Annotated in this window: 20 protein-coding genes; all 20 read right to left on the reverse strand. The window is 70.2% G+C overall.

What is annotated here, in order from left to right; translation table 11 throughout:
* Nucleotides 1-38: 38 nt before the first annotated feature.
* Nucleotides 39-3203, reverse strand: a complete 3165-nt coding sequence (gene ileS, locus AC1HFH_RS18570; protein WP_480244058.1) for an isoleucine--tRNA ligase — start codon at nt 3201-3203, stop codon at nt 39-41.
* 259 nt (nt 3204-3462) lie between these two features.
* Complete coding sequence (locus tag AC1HFH_RS18575) at nt 3463-3666, reverse strand: hypothetical protein (RefSeq protein ID WP_480244059.1); 204 nt, start codon at nt 3664-3666, stop codon at nt 3463-3465.
* A gap of 71 nt (nt 3667-3737) precedes the next feature.
* Nucleotides 3738-4610, reverse strand: coding sequence for a DivIVA-like cell division protein Wag31 (gene wag31 / locus AC1HFH_RS18580; RefSeq protein WP_480244060.1), 873 nt, complete (start codon nt 4608-4610; stop codon nt 3738-3740).
* A gap of 70 nt (nt 4611-4680) precedes the next feature.
* Nucleotides 4681-4917: a YggT family protein gene (locus AC1HFH_RS18585; protein ID WP_480247892.1), complete on the reverse strand. Its 237-nt coding sequence runs from the start codon at nt 4915-4917 to the stop codon at nt 4681-4683.
* 145 nt (nt 4918-5062) lie between these two features.
* A complete protein-coding gene (locus AC1HFH_RS18590) occupies nt 5063-5818 on the reverse strand; it encodes a cell division protein SepF (protein ID WP_480244061.1) in 756 nt (251 codons plus the stop codon).
* On the reverse strand, nt 5815-5961 hold the full coding sequence (locus AC1HFH_RS18595; RefSeq protein WP_480244062.1) for a hypothetical protein: 147 nt from the start codon (nt 5959-5961) through the stop codon (nt 5815-5817). The genes AC1HFH_RS18590 and AC1HFH_RS18595 overlap by 4 nt, the downstream gene beginning before the upstream one ends.
* A gap of 108 nt (nt 5962-6069) precedes the next feature.
* On the reverse strand, nt 6070-6831 hold the full coding sequence (locus AC1HFH_RS18600) for a YggS family pyridoxal phosphate-dependent enzyme (RefSeq protein ID WP_480244063.1): 762 nt from the start codon (nt 6829-6831) through the stop codon (nt 6070-6072).
* Complete coding sequence (gene pgeF / locus AC1HFH_RS18605) at nt 6828-7556, reverse strand: peptidoglycan editing factor PgeF (protein ID WP_480244064.1); 729 nt, start codon at nt 7554-7556, stop codon at nt 6828-6830. Before pgeF ends, AC1HFH_RS18600 begins: the two co-directional genes overlap by 4 nt.
* Nucleotides 7557-7596: 40 nt before the next feature.
* Complete coding sequence (ftsZ, locus tag AC1HFH_RS18610) at nt 7597-8832, reverse strand: cell division protein FtsZ (RefSeq protein ID WP_480244065.1); 1236 nt, start codon at nt 8830-8832, stop codon at nt 7597-7599.
* Between the two features lie 266 nt (nt 8833-9098).
* The gene (locus AC1HFH_RS18615) at nt 9099-9731 is read right to left on the reverse strand and encodes a cell division protein FtsQ/DivIB (RefSeq protein ID WP_480244066.1); all 633 of its coding nucleotides are present in this window, start codon (nt 9729-9731) and stop codon (nt 9099-9101) included.
* Between the two features lie 50 nt (nt 9732-9781).
* The gene (gene murC / locus AC1HFH_RS18620; RefSeq protein ID WP_480244067.1) at nt 9782-11287 is read right to left on the reverse strand and encodes a UDP-N-acetylmuramate--L-alanine ligase; all 1506 of its coding nucleotides are present in this window, start codon (nt 11285-11287) and stop codon (nt 9782-9784) included.
* Complete coding sequence (murG, locus tag AC1HFH_RS18625; RefSeq protein WP_480244068.1) at nt 11284-12417, reverse strand: undecaprenyldiphospho-muramoylpentapeptide beta-N-acetylglucosaminyltransferase; 1134 nt, start codon at nt 12415-12417, stop codon at nt 11284-11286. Before murG ends, murC begins: the two co-directional genes overlap by 4 nt.
* A 73-nt stretch (nt 12418-12490) precedes the next feature.
* On the reverse strand, nt 12491-13993 hold the full coding sequence (ftsW, locus tag AC1HFH_RS18630) for a putative lipid II flippase FtsW (protein WP_480244069.1): 1503 nt from the start codon (nt 13991-13993) through the stop codon (nt 12491-12493).
* The gene (gene murD / locus AC1HFH_RS18635) at nt 13971-15407 is read right to left on the reverse strand and encodes a UDP-N-acetylmuramoyl-L-alanine--D-glutamate ligase (protein WP_480247893.1); all 1437 of its coding nucleotides are present in this window, start codon (nt 15405-15407) and stop codon (nt 13971-13973) included. The genes ftsW and murD overlap by 23 nt, the downstream gene beginning before the upstream one ends.
* A gap of 49 nt (nt 15408-15456) precedes the next feature.
* Nucleotides 15457-16533 (reverse strand): phospho-N-acetylmuramoyl-pentapeptide-transferase, encoded by a 1077-nt coding sequence (gene mraY / locus AC1HFH_RS18640; protein WP_480244070.1) that lies wholly within the window; start codon nt 16531-16533, stop codon nt 15457-15459.
* The gene (locus AC1HFH_RS18645; protein ID WP_480244071.1) at nt 16530-18029 is read right to left on the reverse strand and encodes a UDP-N-acetylmuramoyl-tripeptide--D-alanyl-D-alanine ligase; all 1500 of its coding nucleotides are present in this window, start codon (nt 18027-18029) and stop codon (nt 16530-16532) included. Before AC1HFH_RS18645 ends, mraY begins: the two co-directional genes overlap by 4 nt.
* On the reverse strand, nt 18026-19618 hold the full coding sequence (locus AC1HFH_RS18650; RefSeq protein WP_480244072.1) for a UDP-N-acetylmuramoyl-L-alanyl-D-glutamate--2,6-diaminopimelate ligase: 1593 nt from the start codon (nt 19616-19618) through the stop codon (nt 18026-18028). The genes AC1HFH_RS18645 and AC1HFH_RS18650 overlap by 4 nt, the downstream gene beginning before the upstream one ends.
* A gap of 146 nt (nt 19619-19764) precedes the next feature.
* Nucleotides 19765-21582 carry a peptidoglycan D,D-transpeptidase FtsI family protein gene (locus tag AC1HFH_RS18655; protein WP_480247894.1) on the reverse strand — a complete coding sequence of 606 codons (1818 nt, stop codon included), beginning with the start codon at nt 21580-21582 and terminating at the stop codon, nt 19765-19767.
* Nucleotides 21583-21653: 71 nt separating this feature from the next.
* Complete coding sequence (gene ftsL / locus AC1HFH_RS18660; protein ID WP_480244073.1) at nt 21654-22472, reverse strand: cell division protein FtsL; 819 nt, start codon at nt 22470-22472, stop codon at nt 21654-21656.
* Nucleotides 22469-23470, reverse strand: a complete 1002-nt coding sequence (rsmH, locus tag AC1HFH_RS18665; RefSeq protein WP_480244074.1) for a 16S rRNA (cytosine(1402)-N(4))-methyltransferase RsmH — start codon at nt 23468-23470, stop codon at nt 22469-22471. The genes ftsL and rsmH overlap by 4 nt, the downstream gene beginning before the upstream one ends.
* Between the last annotated feature and the right edge of the window lie 201 nt (nt 23471-23671).

Raw genomic sequence — 23671 nt, forward strand, 5'->3', positions numbered from 1 at the left:
TGCAGTGGCCCGCGCACGCGAGCCACTGCACGCATCGGCTACACCTTCGTCAAAGACACCCGGACCCCGCCGGCGATCTCCGCGGCATCCGCCCCGGCGGCACCGAACTCCAGGCTCGTCGCGAGGATTTCACCGGCGATCAGATCACGGTGGGTCTGCGCCCAGGCGAGCTGTTCGGCAGGCACCTCGAGCACGACCGAAATCCGGTCCGAGACGTCCAGCCCCTGCGCTTTCCGGGTCTCCTGCAGGTCGCGGATCAGATCGCGGGCCCAGCCCTCGGCCTCGAGTTCGGCGGTGACCTCGGAATCGAGCACCACGAGACCGGCATTGCCGGGCAGCGCGGCGGTGGATTCCGGCTCGGCGGCCACCAGGCGCTGGGTGTATTCCTCGGGCAGCAGGGTGATACCGGCCGCACTCACCACACCGTCGGGCGATTCGGTCCAGTCGCCCGATTTGACCGCCTTGATCACCGTCTGGACGTCCTTGCCCAGTCGCGGCCCGGCGGCCCGGGCGTTCACGGCCAGCTCGAACCGGCCGTGCACGGCGACGTCGGTGGTCAGGTCGACCTTCTTGACGTTGACCTCATCGGCGATCAGGTCGGTGAACGGGGCCAGCCGGTCGGCATCGCCCGCCGCGACGGTCAGTTCGGACAGCGGCAGCCGCACCCGCAGGTTCTTCGCCTTGCGCAGGCCCAGCGCCGTCGAGCAGACCATCCGGACCTCGTCCATCGCGGTGACCAGGTCCGCATCGTGCGGCAGCTCGTCGGCGGCCGGCCAGTCGGCCAGATGCACCGAGCGCTCGCCGGTCAGACCGCGCCAGATCACCTCGCTGATCAGCGGCAGCAGCGGCGCGGACAGCCGGGTGGTCACCTCCAGCACGGTGTGCAGGGTGTCCACCGCATCGCGGTCCTCGCTCCAGAACCGCGACCGGGACCGCCGCACGTACCAGTTGGTCAGGGCGTCGGCGAATCCGCGCAGCTCCTCGCAGGCACCGGCGATGTCGTAGGCATCCAGGGTCTCGGTGATGACATCCCGGGTCTGCGCCAGCTTGGCCAGGATGTAGCGATCCAGGACGTTCGGCGAATCGGTCCGCCACTGCCCCGGCTGCGCGGCATACAGCTGCAGGAAGGTCCAGGCGTTCCACAGCGGGCGCAGTGCGTGACTCGCCCCTTCGCGGATGCCGCGCTCGGTGACGATCAGGTTGCCGCCGCGTAGAATCGGCGAGCTCATCAGGAACCAGCGCATCGCATCGGAACCGTCCCGATCGAACACCTCGTTCACATCCGGGTAGTTGCCCTTGGACTTGCTCATCTTGAGCCCGTCCTCACCCAGCACGATGCCGTGGGCGGCGACCGTCTCGAATGCCGGGCTGTCGAACAATGCGGTGGCCAGCACGTGCAGCGTATAGAACCAGCCCCGGGTCTGCCCGTTGTACTCGACGATGAAATCACCCGGGAAGTGGGCGTCGAACCACTCCTTGTTCTCGAACGGGTAGTGCACCTGGGCATAGGGCATCGACCCGGACTCGAACCAGCAGTCCAGCACTTCCGGCACCCGGCGCATCGTCGACTGCCCGGTCGGATCGTCGGGGTTCGGCCGGGTCAGCTCGTCGATGTAGGGGCGGTGCAGATCGGTGGGCCGCACCCCGAAATCGCGTTCCAGTTCGTCCAGCGAGCCGTAGACATCGACCCGCGGATGGGCCGGGTCGTCGGACACCCAGACCGGGATCGGGCTGCCCCAGTACCGGTTCCGGCTGATGTTCCAGTCCCGGGCGCCCTCGAGCCACTTGCCGAACTGACCGTCCCGGATGTGCTCGGGCACCCAGGTGATCTGCTTGTTCAGCTCGACCATCCGGTCCCGCACCTGGGTGACCGCGACGAACCAGGACGGCACCGCCATATAGATGAGCGGCTGACCGGACCGCCAGCTGTGCGGATACGAGTGTTCGATCGTCTCGTGCCGCAGCAGCTTTCCGGCCGCCTTCAGGTCCTTGATGATCACCGGATTGGCGTCGAAGACCATCAGCCCCTCGTACGGAGGAACCATCGAGGTGAACTTGCCCGCCGGATCGAGGGGCTGTACCAGCTCGATGCCGTGCTCGGCGCAGGTTTCCATGTCCTCTTCACCGAAGGCGGGTGCCTGGTGCACGATGCCGGTGCCGGAATCGGTGGTGACGTAGTCGGCGGTGAGCACCCGATGCGCATGCGGATGTCCGGCGAAGAAGTCGAACGGCGGCGTGTAGGCCAGATCGGCCAGCGCCGCACCGTCGTATTCGCCGAGCACCTCGGGCTGTTCGCCCAGCTCCCGGGCGTAGTGCGACATTCGCTCCGCGGCCAGGACGTAGCGCTTACCGTCCGCACCGCGCAGGTGCACGTACCGCACGTCCGGATGCACGGCGATCGCCAGGTTGGACGGCAGCGTCCACGGCGTGGTGGTCCAGATCAGCGCGTTCGCACCGTCCAGCGCGGCCAGCGGATGCGAGGCCGGGACCTGCAGCGGCATATCGACGGTGATCGCCGGATCCTGCCGCATCTTGTAGGCGTCGTCGAGCCGGGTCTCCTGGTTCGACAGCGGCGTCTGCTCGTACCAGCTGTACGGCAGCACCCGGAAACCCTGGTAGATCAGCCCCTTGTCGTAGAGCGACTTGAACGCCCACATCACCGACTCCATGAAGTCGATGTCCAGGGTCTTGTAGTCGTTGTCGAAATCGACCCAGCGGGCCTGCCGGGTGACGTAGTCGCGCCACTCGCCGGTGTAGCGCAGCACCGACGACTTGCAGGCAGCATTGAATTCGGCCAGCCCCATCGCGTCGATCTGCGACTTGTCGGTGATGCCGAGTTGCTTCTCCGCCTCGATCTCGGCCGGCAGTCCGTGGCAGTCCCAGCCGAACCGGCGATCCACCTTGTTCCCGCGCATCGTCCGATACCGCGGGATCAGGTCCTTGACGTACCCGGTGAGCAGATGGCCGTAGTGCGGCAGCCCGTTCGCGAACGGCGGGCCGTCGTAGAAGACGAACTCGCCTTCCGCACTGCCTGCCGACGAACCGGTCGCCCGGTTCTCGATACTGGCCCGGAAGGTGTCGTCGGCTGCCCAGTAGTCGAGCACCCGGCGCTCCAGTTCGGGGAACCCGGCCCCGCCGGTCTCGCCGAAACCGGCACGCGGGTACGCGCCGGTCGTTTCCTCAGTGGACGTCTCGTCCGCCATCGCGGATTGCTCCTCGTGCCGCCGCGCCCTCGGCGCGATACCTGGGGCACGGGGACGATTCCGGCGCCCGGTGCGCCGATACCGCGGTACCACCCCGTTTGCCCGCCCGGCGCCGGTGCGACGAGGCGGACCTCTCGTTGTGCGAGCTGTGACGGGCTCACCCGTTCGGTTCTACTGAGCGCCACCCCGCGGGCCGGGATGCACCGTTCTTCCGAAGACTCCCCGGTGATGGCCGGATCGTTGTCGTATTAACTCGATTCTAGTCCCGCCGGGCGTGCCGGCCCGACGGCGGTCCGTCCGGCTCGTCCGTGCCGCGCAACGACAGTGCACTGATCAGCAACAGCACCGCACCGACCAGGCACACCACGATACAACCCCAGGCCCAGATCACCGAGCCGGTGGTCACCGCCGCCACGAGCAGTGCGAAACCGATCGCGGCGAGAACTAACGTCGCAACGAGCATCTGGACCCCCGAGACGGACCGGCGGGGCCGGACCCGTCGGTACGGGCCGGAGGACTCCGGGTGAGCGGACTCTACTTACCGCCCTTGGCGAACGAGGCCGGGGCGAGATTGTTGTTTCCGGCGGAACCGTTGCTCTCCGCGGCGAACGCCTCGCCGTCGACGGGCACCGCCGAACCACGGTTCTCCAGCTCCTCGAGCTGCGACTCCAGGTAGGACTTCAGCCGGACCCGGTATTCCCGCTCGAAGGTCTTGAGCTGCTCGATCCGGCTTTCCAGGACCGTGCGCTGCTGGGTGATGGTCGACATGATCTCGGCGTGCTTGCGTTCGGCGTCCGCGGTGAGCGCATCGGCCTTGTCCTTGGCCTGCCGGATCTGGGTGTCCGAGCGGTTCTGCGCATCCTCGAGCATCGCGTCGGACTTCTCGCGGGCCTCGGCCACCATCGTCTCGGAGCGCGTCCGAGCATCGCCGACCAGTCGCTCCGAGTTTGCCCGGGCGTTCGACAGCAGGCTCTCCGCCTCGGTCTTGGCATCGCTGGTGAGCCGGTCGGCCATCTCCTGCGCGAGCGTGAGCACCTTGGCGGCCTGCATATTCGCGTCCGGACCGGCGCCCGGGACCGTGGGGGCCGCGGGCATCGGGGCCGGTGGCGCGGCCGGAACCGGTGCGGGAGCCGGCGTCGGAGCCGGTTCGGGCTGCGGCGCCGGGGCCGGGGCCTTGGCCGCCGGGGCCGGCGCCGGGCCGGTGGCGCGGTTGTTCTTGGCATCGGCCAGCTCGGTGTCGAGCTCGGCGACCCGCTGCCGCAGGTCGGCGTTCTCCTCGATCAGGCGCGACAGCTCCTGCTCCACCAGGTCGAGGAAGGCGTCTACCTCGTCCTCGTTGTAGCCGCGCTTCCCGATCGGCGGTTTGCTGAACGCGACGTTGTGCACATCGGCTGGGGTCAGCGGCATCGAAGGGTCCCTTCACGCGTCTGGTGGAGAACTAGCAGTGGTCTTCTCTACCGATTATGTCACACGTTGGTCACGATGAAGCCAGTCCACCCACGATCGAGGTCAGCACCAGCACGATGATCAGCAGGACCATGATCGACAGATCCAGGCGGACTCCGCCCAGGTTGAGCGGGGGAATCACCCGCCGCAGCAGCTTCACCGGCGGATCGGTCACCGTGAATATCATCTCGAGTACGACGGCGACGGCACCACTGGGACGCCAGTCACGCGCGAAGCCCCGGATGATCTCGACGATCACCCGAGCCATCAACAGCAGCCAGAACAGCTGCAGCACAAGGTAGAGAACTACGAAGAATACGCCCACGTTCCCACTCTGCCGCAAGAACGCCCGGGTGCAAAATGGCCGCGCCGCGCTGAGCGCGGGCGGCCATCGGCACCGGTTGTGGCCGGGGTCATTTCTGGTTGTAGAAACCGGTTTCGGCGATCCGGCGGCGCTCCTCCGCGGAGACGTCCACATCGGCCGGCGAGAGCAGGAACACCTTCGTCGCCACCTTGTCGAACGAGCCGCGCAGGGCGAAGGCGAGCCCGGCGGCGAAATCGACCAGACGCTTGGCGTCGGCGTTGCTCAGATCGACCAGGTCCATGATCACCGGGTTGCCCTCACGGAACCGTTCCCCGATGATGCGGGCCTCACCGTAGTCCCTGGGACGCAACGTGGTGATCTTGGACAAGGGGCCTCCGTCCTCGAAGATCCCGGGACGTCGTGCGGAGACCGGCTCGGGACGCATCCGCTCCTCCAGCCGCCGTTCCTCCACCTCCGGGTCGACGGCGAGCGCACCCCGGGTCGCACCACGCAGACTCGGCGCCACGCCACCGGCCCGATACCGTGCCGACGACGGTGCCGATTCGATCCGGGTCGGCCGCCGCGGCGCCTCGTACCGATCGTCGCCGAACGTATCGGCGGTGTAGTCCTCGCGGCGAGCCTTGTACGCCGGCTCCGGGTAGTCCCCCGGCTCGTCGTCGTAGCGGTCGGCACCGAAACGATCGGCACCGTACCGATCTTCGACATACCGCTCGTAGCCACGGGAGGTCGACCGGCGGCCGACCCGATCGTCGGCGCGGGGCGCGGGATCGTCGACGTAGTCGTCTTCGTACTCGTCGAGCGGCACCATACCGAAGTACGCCTTGAACTTGTGCAACGTACTCATGCCATCACCTCGCAGACGCTCGGCGCTGCCATGAGCACTCGGGTTGCTGCGCCCACGGTTCGCTCGTTCGCGGCCGTCACCTCACAGACACTCGGCTCCGGCAGGACCACGATGGTGGCGGTGTCGAGATTTCGCTCGCTCATCCTGGTCGACCTCCCTTCGGCCCCGGTGGCGGCCGGGTGTTGAAGTTCTTGCTCAGCCCTCGTCCAGCGCAATCCTATGTGTCGAATGTGACTGCTGAGGTTTCTTTGCTACTCCGAGGTTATCGGTCGCGCGCCCATCAAGGCGGTTCCGACACGCACACATGTCGATCCGTGCGCGATCGCGGACTCCAGATCACCCGACATACCTGCGGAAAGTTCTCCGGCGCCGGGGTGGGCACGCAACAGCGAAGTGTGCAACGTCGCAAGATTCGCAAACGAGCTATCGATCGCCGCGTCAAGGGGTGGAATCGCCATCAGGCCACCGAGCCGCAACCCGGGCGCGTCCGCCACCCGATCGGCGAGTGCGAGCATGTCGGCGGCGGCGATCCCGCCGCGGGCCGGATCCGCGTCCAGGCTCACCTGGAGCAGCACCGTCAGCGGAGTGTCCCGCTCCCCGGCGTCCAGGGCGGCCTGTGCACCACGATCCAGAGCGGTTGCCAGCCGTTCGCTGTCGACCGAATGCACGGTGTGCGCCCACCGGGCCACCGCGCGCGCCTTGTTCCGCTGCAGCCGCCCGATCATGTGCCACTCGATACCCGCGAGGCTCGCCGACGCCCGGACCTTGGCAGCGGCTTCCTGCTCCCGTGACTCACCGAACGCTCGTCGGCCCAGCCGGTGCAGGATGGCCACATCGGCGGCCGGGAAGAACTTGGTGACCGGTAGCAGGCGCACCGCATCCGCCGGCCGCCCGGCCGCCGCGCAGGCCGCCTCGATCCGGGCCTGCAGCGCCGTCAGCCGTTCGGCGAGGTCCGCGGTCCGCGCCGACGCCTGCGGGCCGGAGGCGGCGAGGTCGCCCGGAATCCGGTTCACTGCACCGCCTCCCGCCAGATCACCCCGGCGAACCGGCCGGTCGGAGCACTGCGCCGGTGACTGAACAAGGTCTCGTCCTCGATCGTGCAGCGCGGATCGACGGCAACTCCGGCGACGCCGGCGTCGAACAGCTGGCGCTGCAACCCGGCTCGCAGATCCAGGCCGGGGGTGCCGCGCACCGTGGTCGTGGCGCTTCCGGGCAGATGGGCTTCCACATCGGCCCGCATCTCGGCCGGCACCTCGTACTGCCGGCCCGAGGCCGCCGGCCCGAGCAAGGCGCCGATCCGGTCCACCCGGGCACCCACCGACACCATGGCCGCGAGTACCCGGGGCACGATGCCGATCCGGGCACCGACCCGGCCGGCGTGCACGGCCGCGATCACGCCCGCCTCGTCGTCGGAGAGCAGCACCGGAACGCAGTCGGCGGTAAGGACCACCAGGGCGAGGCCCGGCTCGGTGGTCACCAGGGCGTCGGTGGCCGGGACCGGCGCACTGCGCGGGCCGTCGACGATCTCGACCGACCGGCCGTGGATCTGTTCCATCCAGACCAGGTGATCGGCGGGCAATCCGATCCCCGCGGCCAGCCGTTCCCGGTTGCGCCGTACGGCCACCGGATCGTCACCGACATGGTCACCCAGGTTGAACGAGTCGTACGGCGGCGCGGAGAACCCGCCGGCCCGGGTGGTGGTCACCCGGCGGACGGTACTGGTCGATGCGGCAGTCATGACCCGAGCCTATCCGGGCCGGGCGGGCGCCCTGCCGCGGTCAGCGCCGCATGAACGAGGGCACGTCCACGTCGTCGTCATCGTCGGTGTCCGGCGGGTCGGTGGGACCGGTCCGGTTGATCGACGGTTCCGGCAGCCGGGGCCGCTCGGAGTCCCGGTAGCTGGGCACGGCAGGGCGGGTCGGCGCCGCGGGCGCCGCCGGTTCGGCCGACCGGGACGGGGGCTCTGCCGGACGGCTCTGTCCCACCTCGCCTGCCCGTGCCGAACCGATCGCGGTCCCGGTGGAACCCTGCTGCCGGGTGCCCGGCTCGAAATTGCGCCGCGCCGGACCGCCGCCGTCGAAGCCGGCCGCGATCACGGTGACCCGGACCTCGTCGCCGAGGGAATCGTCGATGACCGTGCCGAAAATGATGTTGGCCTCGATATGCGCGGCCTCCTGCACCAACGAAGCCGCCTCGTTGATCTCGAACAACCCGAGGTCCGAACCGCCCGCAATCGAGAGCAGCACGCCGTGGGCGCCGTCCATCGATGCTTCCAGCAGCGGCGAATTGATCGCCGCCTCGGCGGCCTGCACGGATCGGCCGTCACCGCGCGCCGAGCCGATACCCATCAGCGCCGACCCGGCACCGGACATCACACTCTTGACGTCGGCGAAGTCGACGTTGATCAGGCCCGGTGTGGTGATCAGGTCGGTGATGCCCTGAACACCGTTGAGCAGCACCTCGTCCGCCGAGCGGAACGCATCCATCAGGCTCACGGCGGCGTCGCCGAGCTGGAGCAACCGGTCGTTCGGGATGACGATCAGCGTGTCGCAGGATTCGCGCAGCATGTTGATGCCGACCTCGGCCTGATTGCCGCGGCGCTTGCCCTCGAACGAGAACGGGCGGGTGACGACACCGATGGTCAGGGCACCCAGTTTGCGCGCGATGCTGGCGACCACCGGCGCCCCGCCGGTCCCGGTGCCACCGCCCTCACCGGCGGTCACGAACACCATGTCGGCGCCCTTGAGCACCTCTTCGATCTCGTCCTTGTGGTCCTCGGCCGCCTTGCGGCCCACCTCCGGATCCGCACCGGCACCCAGGCCACGGGTGAGTTCCCGGCCGACGTCGAGCTTGACGTCGGCATCGCTCATCAGCAGTGCCTGCGCGTCGGTATTGACGGCGATGAACTCGACTCCCTTGAGTCCCTGTTCGATCATCCGGTTGACGGCGTTCACGCCGCCGCCGCCGATTCCGACGACCTTGATCACTGCAAGGTAGTTGTGCGGGGGCGTCATGGGCTCTCGCCTTCCTTCGATCCAAAGCCTGTCATTTGCGGATACCCTCAACCCTGAACCTCAACCATAGGGTTAGCGTTATGTCAAGTATCCGACTGCTGCGGAACGCTATTCGCGCACCGCCCGATCCGCGCGCAGGCGCGCCGAGACAAGAGCAGAATCTTGTGTGATCCGCGCGCTCGTCCCGCCCCGCCACACCCGCGGTGTCGTGGGCAGATACCCCCGAACCCGGCGCGGGAATTCGTCCCGGGCACAATGGGTGTCACTCACCTTACCGTTACCAGATTCGGGCTCGAAACATCGAACACCGTGCCTTCACGGGTGAGCAGCGGCATGACGACGGCAGCCTTGCGTTCACCGTCGTCCACACCACCCCACAGTACCGTCCGGCCGTCCCGCAAAGTCAACGAGACATCCGAGATCGATCGCGCGGCAATCTCATCCACCTGAATTCCCAGTTCGGGAGGCAGGACGGCCAGCACGCCGACGGCCGCCCGGGTCGCCGCATCCGCGCTGCCGGGATGCTCGGTGACCAGCTTCGGCACCCCGATCGGCGGCGGTTCCACTGCGAATTCGACGGCATCGGTATCCATCAGATGTGTGCCGTCCGGCGCTTCGAAATACAGCACTGCGCGGCGTTCTTCCACACTCACCCGGACCGTCGACGGAAACGCCCGGGTCACCTTCACGGTACGTACCTTCGGAATGGCGGCCACCCGGTCCGCGATTGCCGCGGTATCGATCCGCAGCATCGATCGGCCCTCGGGAATCTCGAGCCGTTCCCGCACCTGTTCCTCGGGTACCGCCGCGAGTCCGTTGATCTGAATGGTTCGTACCGAAAGCACCGGGGTGAACCAGGCGATCAGCACGACAGCCGTCAGCAGCGTCACTGCAGCCACCGACCAGATCCGGTAGCCCCGCCACCCGCGCGCGGCGGGCATCCGCCATTTCACCGCGCCTGCGGCCGGGCGCGTAATCCGTCCAGGATCTGCCCGCCCAGCATCGTCACATCGCCGGCGCCCATGGTGATCACCACATCACCGGGCAGCGCCAGCCCGGCCACCTGCCGGCCGACCTTCGACATATCCGGCTGATAGTGCACGGGAACCGTCACCGACTGCGCCACCAGCGCCCCGTTCACCCCGGGCAGCGGCTCCTCCCGGGCGCCGTAGACGTCGAGTACCACCACCTCGTCGGCCAGGCTCAACGCCGCCCCGAATTCGGCGGCGAAAGCCGCCGTCCGGCTGTACAGATGCGGCTGGAAGACCACGATCACCCGGCCCGGGCGCTCCCGGGCCCCGTCCCGGGCCTCCTGCCGGACCAGTTCCCCGGAGGCCTCCAGCACCGCGCGGACCTCGGTCGGGTGGTGCGCATAATCGTCGAACACCCGGACCCCGTGTTCCCGGCCGGTGAACTGGAAACGGCGATGCACCCCACCGAATCCGGCCAGACCCTGGATCACTTCATCGATATCGGCGCCGGTGGCGCGGGCGGCGAGCAGTGCGGCCAGTGCATTGAGCGCCATATGCCGACCGGGTACCGACAGCCGCAGCGTGCGCGAGGCGGGTTCCCCGGCGAGTTCGAACTGCACCACGCCACCGATATCGCGCGGTTCCCAGCCGATCAGCCGTGCCCCCACCGGGACCGGGGCGTCGGCGAGCCGGCCGGAACCGTAGCCCAGCACCTGCACACCGCGTTCGGCCAGGCGTGGCCCGACCCGTTCGGCCAGCGCCCGGGCACCGGGGTCGTCCAGGCACACCACCAGCAGGCCACCGGGCGCGAGCCGGTCGGCGAAGTCGTCGAACACCTGGACGTAGGCCTCGTCGGAGCCGAAGAAGTCCAGATGATCGGATTCGATGTTGGTGACCACGGCGACGTCGGGGTCGTACTGCAACAGCGACCCGTCGCTCTCGTCGGCCTCGGCGACGAAGATCGCGCCACTGCCGTGGTGGGCGTTGGTTCCCGATTCGTTCAGCTCACCACCCACCGCGAAGGACGGATCCGCGCCGCAGTGCTGCAGCGCGACGATGAGCATCGAGGTCGTCGACGTCTTGCCGTGCGTCCCCGAGACCAGCAGCGTCTGGTGTCCCCGCATCAGCGCGGCCAGGACGACCGGGCGCATCAGCACCGGGACCTCCCGCCGGGCCGCCTCGACGAGCTCCGGGTTGGTCTTCGGGATGGCCGCGAAGGTGGTCACCACGGCCGTCGGCCCGCCGGGCAGCAGATCCAGGGCCGCTGCATCGTGGCCGATGCGGACCTGCGCACCCCGGGCCTGCAGCGCGAGCACACCGCGGCTCTCCCGGGCATCCGAACCGGATACCGCACCACCGCGGGCGAGCAGGATCCGGGCGATCCCCGACATCCCGGCACCGCCGATACCGACCATGTGCACCCGGGCGAGCTCCGGTGGCAGTTCCGACCGGCCGGCCACCGGTTCCGCATTCGTTCCGGTCATCGCCCGGCCACCTCTCGCACGATCCGGGCCACCGTCTCGGCGGCGTCACGATGGCCGGCGCTCGCGGCGTCGCGGCCCATCTGCGCAATGCGGGCGGGGTCGGCCAACAGCGGAATCACCTCATCGATCACATATTTCGGCGACAGTCGATCATCCGCCACGATTCTGCCACCGCCGGCCGCCACCACGGGCCGGGCGTTGAACTCCTGCTCGCCGTTGCCGTGCGGCAGCGGGACGTAGAACGCCGGCAGGCCGACCGCGGACACCTCGGCCACCGTCATCGCGCCCGAGCGGCAGACCACCGCATCGGCGGCCGCATAGGCCAGGTCCATCCGGGACAGGTAGGGCACCGCGACATAGGGCGCGGCCGGATCACCGGGCTCCGGGTCCAGCGAGTTCTTCGGCCCGTGAGCGTGCAGAACCGAGATGCCGGCCGCCGCCAACTGCGGCGCGGCCCCCGATACGGCGTCGTTCAGGCTGCGGGCTCCTTGCGAGCCGCCGAACACCAGCAACACCGGCCCCCGGTCCGGGAGGCCGAAGTGCGCGCGCGCCTGCGCGCGCAACGCAGCCCGATCCAGGCCCGTGATCGCGGCGCGGACCGGAATGCCGACCACCTCGGCGCCGGGCAACCCGGAGCCGGGTACGGCGGCGAGCACGCGCGCGGCCCGCCGCGCACCGACCTTGTTGGCGATCCCTGCCTTGGCGTTGGCCTCGTGCACCACGACCGGCACCGCCCGTCGCCGGCGGGCGATCCCAGCGCCGGCCGCCAGGTAGGCGGGCAGGGCGACATAGCCGCCGAAGCCGACGATCACATCGGCATCGACCTCATCGAGGATCCGGCGCGTCCGGGCCACCGAGGCCCGGACCCGGGCGGGCAGGCGCAACAGATCGGCGGTCGGCTTGCGCGGCAACGGCACCGGCGGGATCAGCTCCAGGGGATAGCCCCGTTCCGGCACCAGCCGGGTCTCCAGTCCGCGTTCGGTGCCCAGCGCGGTCACCCGCACGGATTCGTCGGATGCGCGCAGGGCATCGGCGACCGCCAGAGCCGGCTCGATGTGGCCGGCGGTGCCACCGCCCGCGACGACCACCGACAGCCCCGATCGTTGCGAACGCGCAGTCGCGTCACTCACCTGGATCTACCTCGTTCTCTCGTCTGGCGATGGGCGGGTTCGCACAGGCCGCGCGCGGACAGGCCGGCACGGCCTACCGGCGCCGCGTCGGCCGGTGCGCTTCCCGGGCCCGTGTCGACCGTAGCGAATCCCCGCCGCGCCGGTCGGATGGACGTCCGGGCCGCCGGCCCCGGGTGGCGGACGCCCGGGACCGCGCGGCCGGATCGGGGCGGCCGGAACGCGGCCCGGCCGGGCGGGGCCGGACCGGGGCGCGCGGCGGGGTGTAGATCTCGGGCACCGGCAACCGCAGGATCCGGCTCAGGCGGCCCTCCTGGCCGTTGCGCAATGCCGAGACGGCCTCGGGTTCGTGCCGGGCCGCGCTGGCGATCAGGCCGAACATGAACAGCGTGATGGCCAGCGACGAACCGCCCGCCGACACCAGCGGCAGCTGCAATCCGGTCACCGGCAGCAGTCCGACCACATAGCCGATGTTGATCAGCGCCTGGGCGGTGATCCAGGTGGTTGCGGTCGCGGTCAGCAGGCGCAGGAACGGGTCGGCCGACCGGGTCGCGATCCGGATCCCGGTGTAGGCGAACAGCGCCAGCAGCACCAGCACCAGCCCGCAGCCGAGGAAACCGAGCTCCTCACCGATGATCGCGAAGATGAAGTCGTTGTGCGAGTTGGGCAGATAGCTCCATTTGGCCCGGCTCTGCCCGAGGCCCCGGCCCAGCAGGCCGCCGTCGGCGAGCGAGAACTTCGCCTGGCGGGCCTGATAGTTGATGCCCTGCGGATCGTCGGTGGGGTTGAAGAAGGCACGCATCCGATCCGAGCGGTACCCGGCCGACAGCGCCAGCACCATCGCCGCGGTCAGCCCGGTCACCACGATGGCGATGAACATGCGCACCGGCAGCCCGCCGAACCAGAGCAGTGCGGCAAGCAGGATGCCCAGCGCGATGGTGGTGGACAGATTCGGCTCCAGCACCACCAGCAGGCAGACCAGCAGGGCCGCCGGCACCAGCGGAACCAGGATCTCCTTGGCCTGGCCCGGGCGCCGCGAGGCCAGCAGGTGCGCACCCCACACCACCAGGGTGACCTTGACGACCTCGGACGGCTGCACCGAGACCGGGCCCAGGTCGATCCAGCGGCGGGCACCGCCGACGGCGGTACCGATCCCCGGGATCAGGACCAGGAACAGTGCCAGCACCGACAGTGCGAACACCGGGAACGACCAGGTCCGCAGCACCCGCAGCGGCAATCGCAAGGCGATGTAGAACAGCACACAGCCGATCGCCGCGAACACCGCCTGCTGGATGAACAGCGAATACGCCGAACCACCGCCGGCATAGGACTCGACGCTGGAGGCCGACAGCACCATCACCAGGCCCAGCACGGTGAGCAGCGTCGCGATCGTGATCACCAGGTGGAACGATGCGAGCGGCCGGGCCAGCCAGGCCCCGAAGACCTCCCCCGCCCGGCTCCGGGCGACCGGCGACCCCCGCCCGTCCCGGGGTCTGCGACCTCCCGGTGTCACGAACTGCCTCCTCCGGGCCGGGACGGTACGAGCAGGGTCCGGATCACAGGCTCCGCCCGATGTCACCGTCTTCCAGTGCGGCCACCGCGGTGGCGAAACTGCGGCCACGGTGGGTGTAGTCGTCGAACATGTCCAGAGAGGCCGCCGCCGGCGCCAGCAGTACGGTGTCGCCGGGACCGGCCAGACCCGCGGCCGCCCGCACCGCCTCGGCCAGCACGGCCTCGGCGCGGTGGCTGCGCGACATGTCCACCGTGGCATCGTCCCCCGGCTCGACCATGAGGACGGGGACTTCCGGGGCGTGTCGGGCCAATGCGGCGGCGATCACCGGGGCATCGGCGCCGAACAGCACCGCCCCGACCAGCCGCTCGGACACCTCCTCGATCAGATCTTCGACCCCGGCACCCTTGAGTTGACCGCCGGCCAGCCACACCACCCGGGCATACGCGGTGATCGAGGCGCGTGCGGCATGCGGATTGGTGGCCTTGGAATCGTCCACGAAGTCGACACCGGCGATCTCCCGCACGAACGCGGTCCGGTGCGGACCGACCTTGTGTTCGATCAGGCCTTCCCGGACGAACTGCGGTGCCACATCGATCGCCCGGGTCAGCGCGGCCGCGGCGAGCGCGTCGGCGACCCCGGCCGGCCCCTGCGGGCTGACATCGCGGGTCTCGGCCAGGATCGCGGCCTTGGTGAAGGCCCGGTCCAGGAGTTTGCCGTCCACCACGCCGAGTTCGCCGTCGGCAGGCACGCCGATCCGGAAACCGACGGTGCGGCGGGCCTTCGCGCGCCGGGCCAACGAGGCGGCCACCGCGTCGTCGAGCCCGACGACCCCGATCCGGCCGGTCAGGGCCCGTGCCTTGGCGGCCGCATACGCGTCCAGGCCGCCGTGCCAGTCCAGATGGTCCTCCGCGACGTTGAGCACCACACCCGCTTCGGGGCGCACCGACGGTGCCCAGTGCAGCTGGAACGACGACAGTTCGACCGCCAGCACCTGCGGACTCGGATTCCGGCGCAGCGCATCCAGAATCGGCAGGCCGATATTGCCGCAGGCGACGCTGGAGATACCCGCGGCCCGCAGGATCGCGTGCGTCATCTGCGTGGTGGTGGTCTTGCCGTTGGTGCCGGTCACCACCAGCCATTTGCGGGCGGGGCCGTACAGCCGGGCCTGATCCACCCACCAGGCGAACTCGACATCGCCCCAGACCGGGATGCCCTCGGTCACGGCGGCGGCCAGCACCGGCGAATCCGGGCGCCAGCCCGGGCTCGTGATCACCAGCGCGAAGCGGGTCAGGTCGGCGGTTTCCAGCTCGGCGCTCGGTGCGACCTCCAGGCCGAGTTCGGCCGCCTCGGCGAGGGCCTTGGCCCCGGCATCGGTCACCACCGGATGGGCGCCGATATCGCGCAGCGGTTCGATCAGCGAACGTCCGGAGACGCCCCAACCGGCGACCAGGACGTCGCGGCCGCGCAGGAATTCGAGCATCGGGCCGGGTGAACGCAGGGCCCGTGGCGTAGGTTCGGTCATCGTCGCCTCACCCGACCTGCGCGAGGTATTCGCTGTAGAACAGGCCCAGGCCAACCGCCGCGGCCATGCCCGCCAGAATCCAGAACCGGATGATCACCGTGGTCTCCGCCCAGTTGCTGAGCTCGAAGTGGTGGTGCACCGGCGCCATCTTGAACAGCCGGTTCCGGGTGGTACGGAAGACCGCCACCTGCAGCATCACCGACGCCGCCTCGGCGACGAACAGCGCGCCGATGACGACCATCAGCAGTTCGGTGCGGGTGGTGATCGACAGCCCGGCGATCAGGCCACCCAGCATCAGCGAACCGGTGTCACCCATGAAGATCTTGGCCGGTGCGGCGTTCCACCACAGGAAGCCGATACACGCGGCGCCCGCGGCGGCGCACACCAGCGCCAGGTCCAGCGGGTCGCGCACGTCGTAGCAACCCGCCTCCGGCGTGCTCGAACAGGCATTTCGGTACTGCCAGAAGGTGATGATCACGTAGGCGCCGAGCAGCAGGCTCATCGACCCCGCGGCCAGCCCGTCCAGGCCGTCGGTCAGGTTGACCGCATTCGACCAGGCCACCACGAGGAACAGCACCCAGGCGATGAAGACGATCGCGCCCATCGACCAGAAGGTGTAGTCGCGCACATAGGACAGATGCTGGCTGGCCGGAGTCAGCCCGTCGGCATTGCGGAACTGCAGCGCCAGCACCGCGAAGATCACCGCGGCGCCCAGCTGGCCGATGTACTTGCCCGCGGCGGTGAGGCCGAGGTTGCGCTGTTTGCGCAGTTTGATGAAGTCATCCAGGAAGCCGACCCCACCGAGCGCGGTGGCCAGGGCCAGCACCAGCAGACCGGACGCGGTCGGGCCCTCGGCGTCGTAGCCGATGCCGATCAGATGCGAGCCCAGATAGCCCGCCCACATGCCGATCAGGATCGCCACGCCGCCCATGGTGGGCGTACCCCGCTTGGACTGGTGGCTGGCCGGGCCGTCGACCCGGATCTCCTGACCGAAACCTTGTCTGGCGAAGATTCGGATCAATAACGGCGTCAACAGGATCGACACCGCCAGTGCGATCCCCGCCGCGAACAGAATCTGCCTCATCCAGCTGCCTCCGTGCTACTTTCCCCTGCCCTGGTCAGGTGCTCGGCGACGGCCCACAGGCCGACTGCCTTCGACGCCTTGACCAGCACCACATCGCCTGCCGCGAGCTCTTCGTCGAGCAGTGCGACGGCCGCATCGATATCGGGTACGAGAACCGATTCCTCGCCCCATGAGCCTTCCATCACCGCGCCCTGGTGCATCGCGCGGGAGGGGCGTCCGGTGCCGACGACGATCAGCCGGTCCACATCGAGCCGGACCGCCAGGCGGCCGATCGCATCGTGCTCGAGCACCGCGTCCTCGCCGAGCTCGCCCATCTCACCGAGCACGGCCCAGCTGCGCCGCGGCGCATCGGCCCCGCGCGACAGCTGGACCAGCGCCTTCAACGCCGCCCGCATCGAATCCGGGTTGGCGTTGTACGAATCGTTGACGACGGTGATCCCGGTGGCGGTGGTATGCACTTCCATCCGCCGGGCCGAGGCGGCGGCGGCCCCGGACAGTGCTGCGGCGACACCGGCGAGATCGGCGCCGCACTCCAGGGCGACCGCGGCCGCCGCCAGCGCATTGCCGACGTGGTGCTCACCGTGGACGGCGAGCTGCACCTCGACGCTGTCGCCGTTCGCGTGCAGCACGAACCGGGCCCGCGCCTGCTCATCGGTCCGCACGTCGGTGGCCCGGATATCGGCCCCGGCGGCGAGGCCGACCGTGACCACCCGGGCCCGGGTGCGGCTCGCCATCGCGGCGACCTGCGGGTCGTCGAGGTTGAGCACGGCCACGCCGTCCGCGGGCAGGGCTTCCACCAGCTCGCCCTTGGTGGCGGCGATCGCCTCGCGGCTGCCGAACTCACCGAGGTGCGCGGTGCCGACGTTGAGCACCACCCCGATCCGGGGCGGGGCGATCTCGGCCAGGGCGGCGATATGGCCGGGGCCGCGCGCCGACAGTTCGAGGACCAGGAAGTCGGTGTCCGGGCGAGCCCGCAGGGCGGTCCACGGGTGGCCCAGTTCGTTGTTGAACGACCCGGGCGGGGCGATCACCGGGCCGAGCGGGGCGAGCACCGCCGACAGCAGATCTTTGGTCGAGGTCTTGCCGGAGGACCCGGTGACGCCCACCACGGTCAACCCGGTCTGCGCCGCCAGCCGGTCGGTGCTGGCCCGCGCGAGTGCGGCCAGGGCGGCCAGGACGGCGGCGCCGGAGCCGTCCGCATCGTGTTCCAGGGCCATCGACCCGGCGGGCACCGAGCCCGGCGCCGGTTCGACGACGATGGCGGGTACCCCCACCGGGCGGGCGGCCAGGACGGCGACCGCCCCGGCCTCGATCGCGGTGCCGGCGAAATCGTGGCCGTCGGTCTGCGCCCCCGGCAACGCCAGGAACAGGTCACCGGCTCCGATCCGGCGCGAATCGAACTCGACCGTGCCGGTCACCCGCGCCTGTGGGTCGGCGGCGTCGTGCAGCGTGCCGCCGACGACCTCCGCGATCTCCCGCAGTGTCATCTCGATCATGGAACCGTCAAGTCCTCCGCGTCCGTGGGCGGACGTCGCCGTGTGCGAAGAGATTCCAGCGCCTCGGCGACCACGGCACGGTCGTCGAAGGGGTGCTTGACCCCCTGGATCTCCTGTCCGGCCTCATGGCCCTTACCGGCGACCAGCACCGCATCACCCGGATGCGCCCAGGCCAGTGCCGCCGCGATCGCCGCGGCCCGGTCGCCGATCTCGCGGATCTCCCCGCGGTCACCATCGTGCAATTCTTCGGCACCGGCCACCACGGCGGCGCGGATCGCCGCGGGGTCCTCGGTGCGGGGGTTGTCGTCGGTGACGATCACCAGGTCGGCGCCGTGCGCAGCGGCGGCACCCATCAGCGGGCGTTTCGCCGCGTCCCGGTCACCGCCCGCCCCGATCACCACCGCCAACCGGCCGGAACCGGCCTCGGCGAGATATCCGCGCAACGTGGCGACCACCGATTCCACCGCGGCGGGCTTGTGCGCATAGTCGACGACGGCGAGGAAGTCCTGGCCACGGTCGATCCGCTGCATCCGGCCCGGCACATCCACCTCGGCCAGTGCGGCGGCGGCGACGGCGGGATCGGTGCCGGCGGCCGCACACACCGCGACCGCGAGCAGCGCGTTGGCCACGTTGTACCGCCCGGGCAGCCGCAGCTGCACCGGCAGCGCACCGGCCGGGCCGACCGCCCGGAACGACTGTCCACCGCCGGCCGTGGTCGCCGGATCCTCCGCCCGCCAGTCCGCGGGGCCCGTCGTGGACACGGTGACCGGCTCGGGCAGCCCGTCCGCCAGCCGCCGGCCCCACCGGTCGTCGACGCAGACCACCGGGGTCCGGGCGGCGACCGGCGAACCGGGCTCGAACAGGCGGCGCTTGGCGGCGAAATAGTCCTCGAAGTCGGCGTGGAAGTCCAGATGATCCCGGGACAGGTTGGTGAAGGCCCCGACATCGAACCGGACACCGTCGACCCGGCCGAGCGCGAGCGCATGACTGGAGACCTCCATGACCACCGCCTGCACCCCCTGCTCCACCATCGCGGCGAACATCGCGTGCAACTGCGGGGCCTCCGGGGTGGTCAGCGCGCTGGGTACCCGCCGCCCGCCGATCCGGGTCTCGATGGTGCCGATCAGTCCGGTGGTGGCGCCGCCGGCGGCCAGACCGGCCTCCACCAGGTACGCGGTGGTGGTCTTGCCGGAGGTTCCGGTGATGCCGACGATGCGGAGCTCGCGGCTGGGGTGCCCGTACACGGTGGCCGAAAGCTCCCCGAGCACGGCCCGGGGCCGGTCGGTGACCAGCACCGGCACCGATATCGCGCCGATCAGCTCGGCACCGGCCGGATCCGTCACGATCGCAACGGCACCGGCGGTGACGGCCTGTTCCGCGTACCGGGCGCCGTGCGAGGTCGCGCCGGGTAGTGCGGCGAACAGATCACCGGCTCGCACCGCATTCGATCGCTGTTCGATCCCGGTGACCGACACCTCGGCCGGCAGCTCTGCCGTCGTGGTGGCACCGATCAGGTCCTGCAAGGCCCGCAGCGGCGTCGACGGCGGGTTCACCGGCCGGAGCGCCTGCGGGCTGGACTGCGCGGGCACGAGGCTCCTCTCTGGTTATTCGAGCGCGTGAGCAAGACGACGAGTCAGGTTACCGATAGCCCGCACGGTGTGCCCACGGCGGCCCGGCGCCGGCCTGCGGCAGGCGCATCGGCGAAAGCCCTCCGGGGCAGGCGCACCCGCACCGGTCACACTCCCGCCTGCAGGACGAAATGCTGCGGTTCGGGCGACGGGGGCACCCGATCGCGCTGCAGCGCCCACGAGGCGATGTTGTGGAACAGCGGCGCCGCCGACTGACCGCCGCCACCGTCCGAGCTGCGGACCGGGGCGTCCAGCATCAGGCCGATCACGTATCGCGGATCGTCGGCCGGGGCCATCCCGGCGAAGGTGATGTAGAACGACGAGGTCGAATAGCAGGCACACGCCGGATCCACCTTCTGCGCGGTGCCGGTCTTACCGGCCACCTGGTAGCCCTCGATGGCGGCCGGGGTGCCGGTGCCCATCTGCACACCCATCGGATCGTCCTGGACCACCGCCTGGAACATGGTGCGCAGCGTCGCCGCCGTCTCCGGGCTCACCACCCGGACTCCCTCGGGCGGCTCCTGCTCGGTCCGGGTCCCGTCCGGAGCGATAGTGGCCCGCACGATGCGCGGGGGGATGCGCAACCCGTCGTTCGCGATCGCCTGGTACATCCCGGTCATCTGCAGGGTCGTCATGGAAAGCCCCTGCCCGATCGGCAGGTTGGCGAAGGTGCCGCCGGACCACTGGTCCCGGGCGGGCAGCTGCCCCGGGCTCTCACCGGGGAGTTCGATTCCGGTGCGGCGCCCCAGCCCGAAGCGGTCCAGCATGTCCGCGAAGCGGTCCTCGCCGACCCGCTGGGCCAGCATCAGGGTGCCGACATTGGAGGACTTCCCGAACACGCCGGTGGTGGTGTACGGCATGACATCGTGCGACCAGGCGTCGTTGACGGTGACCCCGGCCATCCGGATCCGGCCCGGAACCTGATGGACCTCGTCCGGCGTGGTCAGCCCGTATTCGATGGCCGCGGCGGCGGTCACGATCTTGTTCACCGATCCGGGCTCGAACGGCGCGGACACCGACGGATTGCCCATGCTCCCGTCGGACCAGTGCTGCGGCCCCAGCGCCGGGTTGAACGTGTCGTCGTTGGCCATCGCCAGCACTTCACCGGTCCCGGCATCGAGGACGACCGCCGAGGCCGAGGCGGCGCCGGACAGCTCCTTGGCCTGCTGCACCTGCTGCTGGACGTAGTACTGCAGGTCCGAATCCAGGGTCAGTTCCACCCCGTCGCCGTCGACCGCGGGCTGCTGGTCACGATAGCTGCCGGGGATCACCGCGCCGTCGGAACCGCGATCGTAGGTGCGGGACCCGTCGGTACCGGCCAGCACCGAGTCCATCGCGGCCTCCAGGCTGACCTGACCGTGACCGTCCCAGCCGGTCGCGCCGACCACATTGGCCGCCAGCGATCCACCCGGATACTCTCGCAGGTCCTGCCGTTCCGCGCCCACCTCGGGGAAATCCGCGGTGATCTCGCCGGCCACCCGTGGATCGACATTGCGGACCAGATATACGAACGGTTTGTCGCTGCGCAGTTCGGCCAGCAACTCGTCCTCGGTGGGTGCGGCGGCACCGAGTTCGGTGTGGATTCGCTTCGCGATCTGCTCGAGCCGGGTATCCGGATCGGGCGCGGACGGGTCCAGCTCGTGTGCCTCGCGCATCCGCTCGCGTTCCCGGACCGGCTGGAAGGTCAGCGCCTCGGCGGTCACCGTGAAGGCCAGCGCGCTGCCGTATCGATCGGTGATCGGGCCGCGCAAGGCGGCCTGGGTCTCGGTGGTGGTGCGCTGGCTCGCCGCCTGGGCGGACAGTCCCGGGGCAGCGATGCTCTGCACGTACAGCAGCTGCAACGCCACCACTGCGAGGGCGATCAGCAGGAAGACCCGGCCGACGCCGAGGCGCCGGAGCTGCCGCCGGTCGGGCCCGGGCGGCATCCCGGCCGGCCGGCGCCGGCCCGGAGACGACGCGGGCCCGCGCCGCGACTGCGACGTGGGCCGGCGCCGGGTCACGGAGTCTCCTCCGGCGGTGGTGCCGAATCGGCCGGCGGCTGGTCATCGTCGGGTGCCGGTACCGGCGCGGCTGCCGGTGCCACCGGTAGTTCCGGCGGCAGACCGGGAGCCGGGGCGGCGAGTATCGCCCGTGGTGCCGGCGAGGCCGGAGCCGGTGGCTCGGCTTCCGGCGCGGGCGTACCGGTCGGCGTCACTCCCGTGTTCGGCGCGCTGCCCACCGGTGGCACTGCGGTTTCCGGTTCCGGCAGCGGTGCCGGCACCACCCGCTCACCCTGGCCACCGCCCGGCTCCGCATCGGCCGGTGGCGCCGGTGGCTTGTTGAGCGGCGGCGCCGGCGCGCCCTGCGCCGGCGCGGGCGTTCCGATCACCTCGACCGATCCGTCCGGGTGAAGTACCAGCCGGGCCGGATCCACCGCCGGAATCATGCCGAGTTCCCGGGCGCGCGAGGCCAGTTCGGGGGCGGAGTCGGCCGTGGCGACCTCCCGCCGCAGTGCCGCCACCTCGTCCGCGAGTGCCTGGTTCGCCGCGCGGGCGTCACCGAGTTGGTAACTGTCCTCGGCGGCCCGGGTGGTGAGCAGTAGCGTCAACGCCAGTCCGCAGCCGAGCAGCCCGATGATCGCCGCCACGAACGGGATCCGGCCGGCCATCCGCTGCGACTCCGGCGACGGCAGTGCCGGACCACTGGGCGACTGTTCGGCCCGGTTGCGCCGGCGTGCGTATGCGCGCTGGGCGGCACCGGATTTCGCCCGGTCCGACTCCGATGCCCGGTGTGCGGTGCGGCGTGGTACCGCCGGAACGGCCGTCTGCACGCTCATCGTTTCCCCTCCTCTGCACTCCCACCCGCGGCCGGCTCGATCCGCTCGGCCGCGCGCATCCGCACCGGTGCGGCGCGCGGGTTCTCCTCGATCTCGGCGGCGGTCGCCTTCTCGGCCCCCCGGGTCAACGCCCGGAATTCCGGTCCCATCCCGGGCAATTCGACCGGCAGATCCACCGGGGTCCGCGAGGCCGTCCGCGCCGCCAGCTCCTGTTTGACCACCCGGTCCTCGAGCGACTGGTACGACATCACCACGATCCGGCCACCGACCCGCAATGCCGCAACGGCCGCGGGCAGGGCGGCACGCAGCGAATCCAGTTCGCCGTTGACCTCCACGCGCAGCGCCTGGAAGGTCCGCTTGGCCGGATGCCCGCCGGTCCGGCGGGTGGCCGCCGGAATGGTGTCGTAGAGCAGCTCGACGAGTTCGCCACTGGTGGTGAACGGCTTCCGGCCGCGGCGCCGGATCACTTCGGCAGCGATCCGGCCGGCGAATCGTTCCTCGCCGTAGGTCTTCAGAATCCGGGCGAGGTCACCGTGGCTGTAGGTGTTGAGCACATCGGCCGCGGTCGGCCCGGTGGTCGGATCCATCCGCATGTCCAGCGGCGCATCCACCGAGTAGGCGAAGCCGCGGTCGGTCTCGTCGAGCTGCATCGAGGAGACGCCGAGATCCATCAGGATGCCCGATACGGAGCCGACGACCGGCAGTCCGGCCGTGCGCAGTGCCTCGGCGATACCGTCGTATCGCGTATGCACCAACGTGATCCGATCGGCGAAGGGGGCCAGCCGCTCTCCCGCCAGCCGCAGCGCCGTGGTGTCCCGGTCCAGGCCGACCAGCCGGCATTCCGGGTAGGTGCGCAGGAAGTGTTCGGCGTGTCCGCCGAGGCCGAGCGTCGCATCCAGATAGACCGCGCCCGGCTCGGTCAGTGCCGGACCGAGCAGCTCGTCCGCCCGGTTCAGCAGTACCGGCACGTGCCGGGGGGTCTCGGTTGAATCGTTCACCTCGACCTCCCACCGGTCCGCACCTGGTGTGGCACTGCACACGGGTCGCTTTGTCATAACGTTCGGTTCGCAATGCAGCGGTGCCACTGTTCGCAGTGACACCGGCGAATGCGACGGGGTCTCTGACCGAGGCGTGGCACCTGGCGTCGGGGAAGTACGTCAGGGTCCACACCCGGGCAGAGGCCGCGTAGCACTCGCGTG

The sequence above is a fragment of the Nocardia sp. KT25-26 genome (assembly GCF_056627695.1).

Excerpts from the sequence above, each read along its gene's own strand:
- ileS (WP_480244058.1), bottom strand. The coding sequence starts at position 3,203 with ATGGCGGACGAGACGTCCACTGAGGAAACGACCGGCGCGTACCCGCGT.
- AC1HFH_RS18585 (WP_480247892.1), bottom strand. The coding sequence starts at position 4,917 with ATGGCTCGGGTGATCGTCGAGATCATCCGGGGCTTCGCGCGTGACTGG.
- murD (WP_480247893.1), bottom strand. The coding sequence starts at position 15,407 with ATGCTCGAATTCCTGCGCGGCCGCGACGTCCTGGTCGCCGGTTGGGGC.
- AC1HFH_RS18575 (WP_480244059.1), bottom strand. The coding sequence starts at position 3,666 with ATGCTCGTTGCGACGTTAGTTCTCGCCGCGATCGGTTTCGCACTGCTC.
- AC1HFH_RS18595 (WP_480244062.1), bottom strand. The coding sequence starts at position 5,961 with ATGAGCGAGCGAAATCTCGACACCGCCACCATCGTGGTCCTGCCGGAG.
- pgeF (WP_480244064.1), bottom strand. The coding sequence starts at position 7,556 with ATGACTGCCGCATCGACCAGTACCGTCCGCCGGGTGACCACCACCCGG.
- ftsL (WP_480244073.1), bottom strand. The coding sequence starts at position 22,472 with ATGAGCGTGCAGACGGCCGTTCCGGCGGTACCACGCCGCACCGCACAC.
- murC (WP_480244067.1), bottom strand. The coding sequence starts at position 11,287 with ATGACCGGAACGAATGCGGAACCGGTGGCCGGCCGGTCGGAACTGCCA.
- ftsZ (WP_480244065.1), bottom strand. The coding sequence starts at position 8,832 with ATGACGCCCCCGCACAACTACCTTGCAGTGATCAAGGTCGTCGGAATC.
- AC1HFH_RS18590 (WP_480244061.1), bottom strand. The coding sequence starts at position 5,818 with ATGAGTACGTTGCACAAGTTCAAGGCGTACTTCGGTATGGTGCCGCTC.
- mraY (WP_480244070.1), bottom strand. The coding sequence starts at position 16,533 with ATGAGGCAGATTCTGTTCGCGGCGGGGATCGCACTGGCGGTGTCGATC.
- AC1HFH_RS18655 (WP_480247894.1), bottom strand. The coding sequence starts at position 21,582 with ATGCCGCCCGGGCCCGACCGGCGGCAGCTCCGGCGCCTCGGCGTCGGC.
- wag31 (WP_480244060.1), bottom strand. The coding sequence starts at position 4,610 with ATGCCGCTGACCCCAGCCGATGTGCACAACGTCGCGTTCAGCAAACCG.
- AC1HFH_RS18645 (WP_480244071.1), bottom strand. The coding sequence starts at position 18,029 with ATGATCGAGATGACACTGCGGGAGATCGCGGAGGTCGTCGGCGGCACG.